The following is a 12,634-nucleotide window of genomic DNA, read 5'->3' as shown; positions in this document are numbered from 1 at the left end:
TATCGCCTTGTGTTTCAAATGATCCATCTTTGTTTTTTGTAACCAGTACTACGCTGTCTTCACCATATTTGCTTTTAAGTCTGGCAGAGAGCCTGTTGGTGGCTTCTGTGATGATATTGTCTGTGCCTACTTTATAGATCACCACACCGCCCTTTTTAGTTGCTGAAGATTGTTCTTTTGGTTTGCCGCCTGATGCTTGACCTATGTCTTTGTCGCTTGTTTTTTGTTGTCGGGTTTTTGTTTTTCTGCGAGTTTTTTGTTGGTTTGAAGAGGTGCTGGCACTTGCTTTCTGTGTTGTGACAGATAGGGTGGGTGGAATTTTTATCTCGTGAATAATAACACCAAGACTCTCCAAGGTGCTTCTGCTAAGATGAAATGCTAAGTTCATTGTTTGTATGGAGGCGGCTTTTATTTCAGCACCTGGGTTTCGAACAAATGTCACTACCACCATTCTTCCTTCAACTTCTTTTAGTAGCTTGTGATGACTGCCTTTTGCGACTCTTATTTCTATTTTCTCTTTATTAAATGCCCTCTGCCAGTCGCCATACTTTACATGTCTATAAGTTAGGTTGTGTTTACTAAGGTCAACGGGTTGTCTTTGTCTCTCCCTCTCAGCCTCATTGAACTGTTCCGCCTTTTCTTGTTGTAACCTAATCCTCTCTCTCTTTTCTTTTTCGTATTCTTTATTTTTCTTCAGTCTTATTTGAGCATCTGCTGCTGCTGCTGCTTGACGTGCAAACATTGCTGCATTTTGTTTCTCAATGAGTTTGTCTCTTCTTTTTTTACTTTCTTCCTCCGCTCTGCTTATCTCTTCCTCTTTTTTTTGTTTTTTAGCATCTCTGGCACTTTGTCTTACTTCTTCTTTCTGTTGTTTGAGAGCTAAATTCTTTTCGCTTATTTCATTGGGCGTTAGTCCAAAGCTAACATTGCGTTTCTCAGCCCTATATTGCCTTTCCTCACTCGTTTTAGCGGCATGTTCCTTTAACTCAGAGAGCACCTCAAGACGCTCATAAATAGGGCGTTTTTTGTCCAGAAGCACCCTCTTGTACCGGCCTTGGGTTTCAGAACTTAATCGCGCTTTATCAAAAAGACCTTCGATTGTATCCAGAGTCGTATTTTTTTCAAAATCCTCTGCAATCAGCCTTCCAAGGGCTTCGGTGCCCTTCCCTCTGAGATTTGGAACAATTTCTTCGTCCGTTATATAGGTTTTTGTAAAATTTGCACTCTTTTGTAGTATATTATCAAAACTATTGTTTAGTGCTTCATCATGAAAGCTTGCCTGAAGGGGGTTTGTTGTATTATTTTCTAAATGTTCGCTTATTTCTCTAAACTCTTCAATGCGTTCACGCTGCTCTTGATCGGCGTTCAATTGCTTGATAATCACTATTTTTCTTGCTATCTTTGTGCCTTCAGGATTAGAGTCTTCTTGCGGGAGTTTTATTTTTTTATCATATGTAGCGATGATCCCTAGGTTTTTCTTTCTCGTTCTTCTAGTTTCGGCAATACTTTGCCTCAAACTATTCATGCCAACAATCGCACCTTGTATGGTGACTGCTTTTTGGGCTTCTTGAAACAAAGTGTCCTGTGTGTTTTGCGCTTCTGTATAACCCCTAACTTCTCGGAATTTTTCTTCTAAACGGGGCACCTCTTTTTTTAGATCTATTAATTGCTCTTCACTATAATCTTCTGACATTGATTGCCTAAAATCATTTAGAATGCTTGTCAAAGTATCCTTTTTTTCTAATAGTATGCCAATTAACCTTTCGGCACCAGCCTCTCCACGCTTTGCATTCGCCAAACTGGCGCGTGCCTTTGTTAATTTTTTTGTTATTGGGGTTTTATTTTTTTTGGTTTTAGCTTGTTTTTCATTCTCTTCTTTCAGTTGCTCCCCTAATTTTATTATTTTTCCATCGGCTACGTTCGCCTCTTTCTCATATGTCTGTTTTAGAGCGTTTGCCTCTTGTTCTATTTTTTTCGTTTCTTCTATTTCATCTTTCATTCTATCTATTTTCTTTTGAGTCGCATCAATCACTGATGTTGCTTTTACTTGCAGTTCTTGATTCATTGTCATCTGCGCCATTAGCCTTTCTATTAATAAGACTGATATTTTTTGATCTATGACCTTTGACTCTGCTATTAGCTTATCCAGCATTACTTGCAATCTTTTACCTTCCTGATTTACTGCATCTGGCTCTACTAGAGATTCTTCTGTGCTTTTCTCTTTGTTTTTACTTATATCGTTATTTACTTTTTCAATCTGAACTTCAATATCTTCTTGTTTTTTGCTTGCCTCATCTATTGATTCTTGAAATATACCCAGTTTTTCTAAATATTTATCCAAAAACGACTGCATTATATTCCGTGCATCTTCTTGTATTTTATCTCGGGTATCTGACACAGCTAGTAAGAGTTCTCTTTTATTTTTTTTCACGGTAGCTGCCTTCGATAATTCAAGTGCTGCCTCATTGTATCTTCTTAGGGTCCCTTCTGTTTTTACTAATTCTAGGTGTGCTTGAAATAATTGCGACCCCGCATCTCTTGATTCTTGATACTTCTGTGTGTACAGGACCTCCACCTCTTCCAACATTTTTTCTATTTTTTGTGACTGAATCACTGTAGTTATTAAGTCTCTATCCAATTTTTTTTGTGCTCTCTTACTCCAGTCTTCTTGCTGTTTTTCCCCGTCCAACTTTTTTCTTTCTTCCTCTGATGCTTGTTCTGCATCTTCTTTTTCCATCATCCTGCTATCTTTAGGCACTCGATCACCTTGAACTACTCTACCCTCACCGTTCACACCAACATATCCTGTATGACCCTCAACTTCAGTAGGTACGCCCTTGTTCTGTAAACTTTCTTTCAAATTTGACACAAAACTGTTACCGTTGTTGCCACACTTATCTGAATGGCAGCCGGTAACGGATACTTTGCGTGGTGGGTGTTCGGGGAGGATGGTTTTTAGGTCTGTGGCAATTTTTTGTTGGGTGTTGCCTTCCATGGTGGCATCATCGCCTATGCCTTTAACATGTCCGATTATTTTGACTTTATAGTTATCTTTTACTTTACTTGTATCGCCTTGTATTACAAATGAGCCGTCTTTGTTTTTTGTAACCAGCGCTACACTGTCTTCACCATATTTGCTTTTAAGTCTGGTAGAGAGTCTGTTGGTGGCTTCTGTGATGATATTGTCTGTGCCTACTTTATAGATCACGACACCGCCATTTTTAGTTTTAGCTGTTGAAGATTGTTCTTTTGGTTTGCCGCCTGATGCTTGATCGGTATCTTTGTTGTTTGTTTTTTGTTGTTGTTGGGTTTTTGTTTCATTATTATCTTGTGTTACTGGGGTGCTTTCTTTAGGGGTATTCGTTTGCTCAGTTACAGCGTTATCCTCTTGTTGTTGATCTGGTGTTTCGTTGTTGTCTTGCTCGCTTGAAGGTTCATCTTGTGAATTTTCATTGGGCGTTTTATTGTTGTCTTGCTCAACCGGGGTTCTCTTTTCAGGGGTATTCGTTTGCTCAGTTTCCGTTTGCTCAGTTACAGTGTTATCCTCTTGTTGTTGATCTGGTGTTTCGTTGTTGTCTTGCTCGCTTGAAGGTTCATTTTGTGAATTTTCATTGGGCGTTTTATTGTTGTCTTGCTCAACTGGGGTGCTCTTTTCAGGTGCAGTGGCTTGTGTGCTGGTTGGTTTTTTTATATGGGTTTGACCAACAATTTTATTTCCTAAAGATCGCACACCCGCTCCTAAGCGTTGCCTAATTCTTTTAGGTGCAACAGGCCCTATAGATCCGCCTTGATAGACTTTATTAATGCCTTCATAACCAAGTGCACTTTGAATTGTTGCTGTTATATTGGTGCTACTAGAGCTTTCATTTTTACGAGTTTTCACCTCAGAGGTGGTAATTGTGCCCTGAACTTCTAGCCCACTTTGATCTACATCGGCTGAGTTTAATTCTACATTACCGCCTACTCTTAAATTTAATGCACCAGATATCCCGCTTCTTTGATTAATCGTTATATTGTCTTTCTTGCTTGAACTAGATTTAACAAATAAACCTGATCCTGCAATCGTTGTGACGGCATCCACCCCCATACCCCCTCTGGCTCTAGCATTGCCCGCTTTAAAAGATTTTCTGGTAACCCCTGCAGGAGTACCAGCACCCACAGTCATTTTGCTTTTTTGAATATCTTCTCGAATAATATCAGCCCTGCTTTCTACTTTTAAATTGCCACCAATATTGCCCTCTACTGTGCCGCCAGAGTTAAGATTTGCACCCGCAAGAAGCACATCGCCTTTGACATTTAGTGTGGTTTTATTTTTGATATTAAAAGTCGCATTTTGATTGGTTACATTGTTTATTTTTCTATGGTTATCTTCTAAACCAAAATGAAAACCGCCACCATTATTTCCCTTGCCTGCGGAAAATTCAACTGCAACATCTAACCTAAATTTACTATTGTCTTCTTTTTGGGTGCTCTGTGCGGACTCAATGGTTAATTCTTTGGCATCAACATTCAATGAATCAGCATCAACTTGTGTGCCAATAAAATGCGCTTTATTTTTAGCTTTAACAGTTAAGTTCTTACTCTTAATTGATCCGCCTGTAACTGTGGTTATATTAATATCTTTTCTAATCTTGGTTACTCTAAGTCCGAAATTACCATGAACACCAGATGCCCCTCCTCCTCCACCAAGATCGGCACCACCGCCATCGGTTTTTTCTTTTTCAATCGTGGTACTTTTGAGCCCCTCAAAAACCACATTATTGCCTGACAAAGAAACATCTGATTTTGTTTCTATATTGGTTCCTTGTAATTTTAAGTCGCCGTCGCCAGAAGAGATATTAATCGCGCCCCCAGATTTAATCGTGGAAGCCAGCCCTGTAGTTTCAACCTTGGATTTTTCGCTCTCCATATGATTTGCACTTGCACTAACACTGCCACCCGTTAAGGTCAACTCAGCACTTACACTGCCACTAAAATCAGTATCGCTGCTGTCTGATAGAACGGTTGTTGTGTTGGAGGCTTGCTTAAAATCAACCCCCTTAGCGCCATAAATATCAATCCCGCCTGTTGATTCAAAGTTTGTGCCTTCTAATGATACTTTGTTGGTGGTATTGATTTTAATATTACCACCACTTTTAAAGCTGCCAACAACAGCAGTGCTAGACAACACACTATCTTCCTTGCTACTAAAATAACCAGTAACACCTGCAGTAGCCTCAGCTGTGGCATCAACACTCAACGTTGCTGTGCCGCCAATGCTACCGCTTTCATTTAATTGTTCGGCAACATCATTGGCTTGACTATTGGTGTAATCCGCTGCATTTATGACAATATCGCCTGACGCTTCATAATTGGTGCCCACATCTCTAATAGCACCCTCAACATCATAGGTGATACCCCCTTTTGATTTAAAATTCGTGGTGATTGATGTAATGGAGTTAGTTTTACTGTCACTGTTTGCATTATCATTTGTAATAGATGCTTGCACTGAGGGAGGCGCTAATGAAATAGAAACTTGAGGATCATCTTCAGTTCCTAACTTATTGTTATTAAGCAACTCTTTCGCATTCATGCCAGATCTTTCATCTGTTTTCGTTTTCGCCTCTGTCTCATCTTCGGCATTAGCATGCTCAATTGCACCGTTTATAGACGACCCCATACCGTTGTTAGTCACACCATAGCTAATGCCCGCTGCAATACTTTGCTCCTTCTCAGATAATTTTTGAATATTCTTGGCTGCATAATTGTGAACAGATTTGGCTTTAATCATAATCCCCTCTCCTGCAGAAGCTTGGGTGCCCTCATTTTCAACACTGTTGTTAGCCACTATGACCAGATTGCCTCCAGCATTCAATGTAGAAGTTCGTGCTTTCCTTTCATAAGAAGAATCTTCGGAATCGGTAACCGTAAGCTTAGAGCCCACACTGGCATTATCAACATCTGCATTGGCTGAAAGTGTTAGCTTTGCCTCGGATACATCTTCGTTCATTGTTGACTCATCGTAAACCGCCTTAAACTTAACATCGTTGGCTTTTACCACTAAATCCCCTTTGGAGCCTAATGTAGCACCTTCAAAATTCGCTGTATTTTTTGCAAAAATAACAACATTGCCGCCGCTAATATTTGACCCTATATGTGTTGTATCTACATTAGAAGTGTTGGTAGTGGTGGTGGTAAATGAGAGCGTGGCATCTGCTGTTTTTTCTTCCCCATCAGAATCCGCATTAAATTCAAATTTTTCCTCCTTAACAGTTGTGTTTTTTGTATCAACCAATTTTTGTGCTGTGATATTGACATCACCCTTTATGCTACCTAAGATAACTTTTGCCTGGCTTGTTATATTTGCCCCTTCAATGTTAAGGTTTTTTTGAGCGATTATGCTTAGATTACCCTCGGCTTGAATGCTGGATTGAGCACTTGTTTGTGTTGTTGTAGTGGTTGTGGTTTCCTTAGAATTTAAACCTAAAAAACCAGAACGACTGTGTGAAACAGAATGGGTGCCTTTTTCTAAGGTAATATTTTTGATATTGACTTCGCCACCTGTTTGAATATTTATTCCACCCCCAGAAGTAATATCACTGGCCATCACATTTAAATCATTTTTGGTTTTAATGCTAAGCCCTGTACTGGCGCTAATTGTGGTCTTGTCTAGCAACTCTTCATAATAATTATTCACTGTACCACGACGCACTTTCAAGGTTTCAAGATTAATATTACCGCCTACATCTAATATAACCGTGCCACCACTAATTTTTCCAGAAATAACATCAAGGTCGTTTTTTGTCTTAATTGACAAAGAATCTGATTTAATCTCTCCCCCTGAATTCAGTAGATAAGTAACATCAATATTGGTGTTACCAGTCGCCATTATCATAGCACTCTTTACTTTAAATCTTGTGGGGATATACAACCTCGGCACTCTAACAACTTCACCAGAAGCAACTTTTTTATATACTTCCCAAATAATAGGCTTGTCAAGAGAGTCAATTTGACTGTCTGTTAATGGCATACCATATACAGGAATTGTCATAACGTGCATTGGCTTAGATTTAACTGGCGTACCATCAGGAGATACTTTACTCGCCTTATCAGGAGATACTTTACTCGCCTTAACGAACGCTGCAGCATTATCATAAAGAGCCTGCATCATGGTGAAGTCGTCACCATATTCTAGATACGAAACTGCGTTTAATCTTTCTGCTTGTTTTTTAATTAATTGTATTTCAAAATCTGTATTACCTAGTTTTCTGGTGGTGTCTTTTATTCTTAATTTTTCAGCCAAATAATTAACATCCAGTTGCGAATACTCATCTATAGTATATAAAGCGTTTCTTTCATAAAGATATTGAGCGTTAGAATCTTGTGCTCGTAAATAAAGACCATAAGGATTAGTTGGCAAAGACTCTGTAACATTGCCCAACATAGATGCGTCATATTGTGCTTCGGTATATTCAATCCCTGTTGCCTCGTTATTGGGCTCAACCTCTTCTTCTATTGTTTTATCGGGTTCTGCAACCTTAGCATCCTCTATCTCTGACTTCCCACCTCCTTCAGGTACTTTCGGTAGGTCGTCTTGCCCTGTGTTTTGTGTTTGGTCACTAATCTCTTGATCCGACAATGCATTGTTTATATCACCTGTGTAGTGAAAATCAGCATTTATCACAATATCTTGTGCAAATAATCCTGCTTGTATTGAACCTTTTATTAGCCTCTCTCTATACTCACTAACTGTTATAGTAACTTTGACTTTAGCCTTGGGCGTAAATAAACATGGCAGCCCCCAGGCTACAGCAGAGCAGGTTATTTCTGTGATACACTCCCCCCCCAAGACTTCACTAATGGGGCAGACTTTTTCTGTGCGATGTTCTGTGGTTTTGGTAACCTTAAATAAACTAACTGATTGATTAATTACTCGACTGTCGTCCACACCGCTAGTTAAATTAAGGATATTTGTAGCACTTAGTGTCCCCCCTGTATTTTGAATTTCCTTAAAACCTAAGATGCTTAAATTTCCACTACCACCAATGGCTGATATACTAGGTCTGTTATTATCAGGATTAAATCCATCAAGATATTCCTCATAAAATACCTCTACTATCTTAACATTGTGCCCTACTGTAGACAATTTATTATGTACTTCTTGATCGTTTGCCTCTTTACCATCAAGTGTTTGAGAAACACGCACCATTTTATCTTTTTTACCAAAGTTACTGTCACTTGGAATGGTATTAACCACTTTTTTGGCAACGATTAGAATGTCCTTACTTGCAATATCGCCTTGATTAATTAATTCCATCTCCCCTACAATAGACTTAACATCTGATGGTAGTGTCAACGCTTTTTGACTGTGTGCTATTCTTAACTGATTTTGAGCACTAATACAACCATTGCTAGCAACACAACCTTTGCCTGTATTGTGGATATAGTTAGGCGCCACTAAATCCAATGTCTTGTTAGAATAAATCAACCCTTTGTTGTCAATATTACCCAAAATATTCAAATACTTAAAACCCGTTATAGCGGCGTTTTCAGCTATATTAATGAGTTTTGCCGTCAGTGTTAAATTACTAACAGACGATATTAACGAGTATGCAGAAACATTGAGATCCCCGCCCACCTTAATACTATTCTCCACCTGCTTGCCAGACAAAAGTATCATTGCTTTCTTTTCTTCTTTCTGCTCAAGTGTGAGCGCATCGGCCACATGTAAGTGAAATTCTGCACTAGATCTTAAAGAACCCTTAAGATTAAGTTTATTAATAACCCAATGAATTCCTTTTGCAACAAAACCATCAACAATATTAACATTAAACACACCTGCAGCGTTTTTGACAATATTAAAAGTACCCCCAGCATAAAATGAGAATTGATTTTTTATGTCCAATGTCGCTATTTTATCGTCCTTAGTCTTTTTCTGTATGGTCAGATCATCCGTACTCTTTACACTGCCATTATTGACAAAAGTATCCACGGAAAAAGTAGCATCAACAGCCAACATCTTGCCATCTTCAGCATTGTTAATATTATCTGCCGTTACCCCTAATGTGATGGCTTCAATGTATCCCTTGTTGTTCAGTGCTGTTGCTGTTACATCAAGTGTGTCATTAATAAAAATTCGAGCGCCCTTACTATTGTTTAATGTTGTCTTTATCTTGAGTGTTGCCTTCTTGGCAGAAATGTCTTTCTGGTTATCCAGTGTATTAGCAGAAATAATTAACTCATCTTTTGAAAATAACAATCCTTGGTTGTTTACTGCAAGACTTTTGATGGTTAATTGGTTGTTGGCTGAGATTTGTGCACTTTCTGCATTATTTAGTGTTTTGCCTATAGTTAGCGTAGTTTTTTTAGCAGCAATATTTTTTTTGTTATTGAGTGTACTGGCAGCAATATTGAGCCCATCTTTTGAAAACAACAAACCTTTGTTGCTCACTGTCAACAATTGATTGGCTGGAGCATTATCGGTTTGCTTGATGGTCAATTGACTGTCAGCAGAAATTTGAGCATTGTCTTTATTATCTAGTGTGTTGTCTATATTTAATGTTATTTCATTGGCGGAGATATAGCCACTATTATCAAGTGTGTTGGCAAAAACAGTTAAGTTGCCTGTTGATGGGGTAGATTGAGTAGCACCATCAGTAGAGGTGATATTGAGACTGCTTCTTAAGGCTAGCAACCCTGCATTAATAACTTCTAAAAGTTTTGTTGGCAATACACTAACCGTTTGTTTAATGATTAATTGCTCATCAGCAAGGATTCTGGCATTGGCTTGATTGTTCACGCTTGTATCAACATCGAGTGTTACTTTGTTAGCAACAATATTTTTTTTGTTATTGAGTCTATCGGCAGAAATACTTAAGACATCTTTTGAATACAACAACCCTTTGTTGTCCACGACTAAATTATTAGATGTAGTGCTATCAAGGGTGTTTTTAATGATCAACTGGCTATCAGCAGAGATTTGGGCATTGTTTTTATTGCTTAGCTTCTTGCCTATCTTTAAAGTTATTTCATTAGCGGAGATATAGCCACTATTATCAAGTATGTTGGCAGAGATCATTAAGCTGCCTGTTGACGGAATGGATTGAGTAGTGCCATCAGCAGAAGCGATATTTAAACTGCTTTTCAATGCCAACAATCCTGCGTTAATAACCTCTAAAAACTTTGTTGACAATGCATTAGCAGTTTGTTTGATGGTTAATTGTTCGTCGGCAAGGATTTTAGCACCTGCTTGGTTGCTCAATTTTGAGTCAACATTCAAAGTTATTTTGTTAGCAGAAAGATTGCCACTATTATCAAGTGTGTTGGCAGAGATCGTTAAACTGCCTGTTGATGGAGTGAATTGAGTAGTGCCATCAGCAGAAGTGATATTCAAACTGCTTTTCAATGCCAGCAATCCTGCGTTAATAACCGCTAAAATCCCGTCTGATAGTGTATTGATAACGAGTCGACTGTCAACAAGGATCTGAGCATTCTTTGCATTCGTGAATGTCTCGCCTATACTCAACAGCGCTTCGCCAGCAACAATGTTTTTCTGATTGTCAAGCTCAGTAGCATCAATAGCCAGTTGATTAGTAGCAAACATATTACCACTATTAATGACCTTGGTTGCCTTAATCGTTATGTCTTTATTGGCAAGTAACACACCCTCAGAAGTGAGTTGACCTGCATTTATTGTGATATTTTCCTCTTGAGAATTTAACTTGGCATCCTCCCCTATTTGCAAATCACCTTGTGCCGTTATTTGGATATTGTTTTTGACGCCCAAAAATGCATTATTTATATTCACCGATTGACTCGATATGCTTAACTTACCCTCATTAACATTCAATTTAACCCTATTGTCGCTATCTGCCCCTTGGATGCTAACAGTTGTCGCCTTAATATCAATATTTTCTTTGGCAATGTATTGAACTTTGTTTAAAGCCTTATAATCGCCATTAACCACATTAATATTGATATTTTTCGCAAAACGAATACCGCCCTGTTGAGCAGTATCACTAATCAAATCATTCGCTGTAATATTTAGATTGTTCTTAGCCCCTATAGATTGAACAGAAATTTTTACTTTTTTCCCTGCATTAATATCAATATTGTTGGCGTAAAAATGATTGCCTGAGCTTGACTCCGTTGTTGCTGTTGCTGTTGCTGTTGTTGATTCAGGCGTATAGATATCAATAGACTGATCAGAGGTGATAATGATGTCATTTTTAGAATTGAGTATGCCCGAAATTTCAATATCGCCCTCAGCAGTAAAAACAATATCATCCGCTGAAGTTGCCATACTAGAATCCACCTTAACTCCCACATTCTTACCGTGAGATATCAGATGAATTCTATCTGCATACATACCACCAAGTACCGAGGCATTGATGGCATAACTGGGGTTATCTTCACTGTCGCCTACACCGGATGACAGGCGTGTTAAATAGGAAAACTTGCTTTTACCGCCTACTATCAACATATTTTTGGCGTTAATAATGCCATTAATCCTAACACCCTTTGCAAGAATATCAAGAATATCAACCGCCTTAGCGTCTAAACCATTGCTGCCAATATTGATGTTACCTTGGTTGATATCAAAACTTAAATTACCTTTGTCAAAATTCGATTCACCTGTGGTTAAGGTTACTCTTGAAGTGTTAATAAAACCACAACCATTACAGGTAATACCATAAGGATTAGCAATAATAACACCCGCTTTATTACCAACAACCTCTAACCAACCAGCGATATTAGATGTTTTTCCGTCAACAACTTCATTCAAAATAAACTTTGCCGACCCCCCTTCTGATAAATAAGGATTACTAGCCACAGTTCCAGCCAGTTGAGACTGTCTATTTTCTTCATTTCCATCGTTAAAATTTATAAAAGCAGCGCCATTTTGATCAACATCAAAGCTGTCATAACGATTATGTGATAAACCGTTTGCATTGGGCTTAGCAATATAAATGAGCTGCGTTTTCCCATTAGCTGCCTTTAATACCGATGTAGCCTTTTCATCATAAGGCTGAATAAGGGCGGCAAGCACCCAACCGGGGAAACTGGTAATAAATACATTAAAACAAAGAAAGTAGACGAATCCTTTTTTTAAATAGAGCATAAACTCCAAAATATTAATTCACTGCTTTTTTAAAAACCCTTTAAGTCTTTACATCATTCATAACCTATCGTCCTAATTCCATTTTTTAACTAGGCGTTGTTTTGCTGGATCGGTAGAATGTGTTGATATAATGTAAAAATCTTGATTAATATTTGCCCCCCCTTTTTTTTATCAGAGCATAAACTTCAACATATTAATTTACTGCTTTTTAAAAACCCTTTAAAGTCTTTACAGAATTCATAACCTATCGTCCTAATTCCATTTTTTAACTAGGTGTTGTTTTGCTGGATTGATAGAATGTGTTAATTAATGTGAGACCTTTGCATAAATATGAATAATCATCAAAACGCCATTTTTCGCCAACTTGACAATTTTATAAAACACAGCCATAGCTTTGCTATGACTATATTTCATAAAATCACCAATTCGGCAAAACTTGTCATTTTGCTAATCATCCCTACTTATGCAAAAGTCTCAATGTAAAGATCTCGATTAATATTTGCCCCCCCTTTTTTTATCTTTATACGAAAATTG

General features: G+C 38.2%; 2 protein-coding genes. One reads left to right on the top strand and one right to left on the bottom strand.

Going from position 1 to position 12,634, the window contains the following annotated elements:
• On the bottom strand, positions 1-12,100 hold a 12,100-nt coding region (locus BBROOKSOX_RS06300), incomplete at its 3' end, for a two-partner secretion domain-containing protein (protein WP_139660380.1).
• Positions 12,101-12,430: 330 nt separating this feature from the next.
• Here BBROOKSOX_RS06300 and BBROOKSOX_RS06295 point away from each other — a divergent pair.
• The gene (locus BBROOKSOX_RS06295; RefSeq protein ID WP_180323886.1) at positions 12,431-12,583 is read left to right on the top strand and encodes a hypothetical protein; all 153 of its coding nucleotides are present in this window, start codon (positions 12,431-12,433) and stop codon (positions 12,581-12,583) included.
• Positions 12,584-12,634 lie beyond the last annotated feature (51 nt).

It is taken from the genome of bacterium endosymbiont of Bathymodiolus sp. 5 South (assembly GCF_900128535.1).
GTDB lineage: Bacteria > Pseudomonadota > Gammaproteobacteria > PS1 > Pseudothioglobaceae > Thiodubiliella.
Note: the sequence above shows the minus strand (reverse complement) of the source record. Positions and strands in the feature narration are given on the sequence as shown.

Coding starts and splice junctions, on each gene's coding strand:
- BBROOKSOX_RS06295 (WP_180323886.1), top strand. CDS start 12,431: ATGAATAATCATCAAAACGCCATTTTTCGCCAACTTGACAATTTTATA.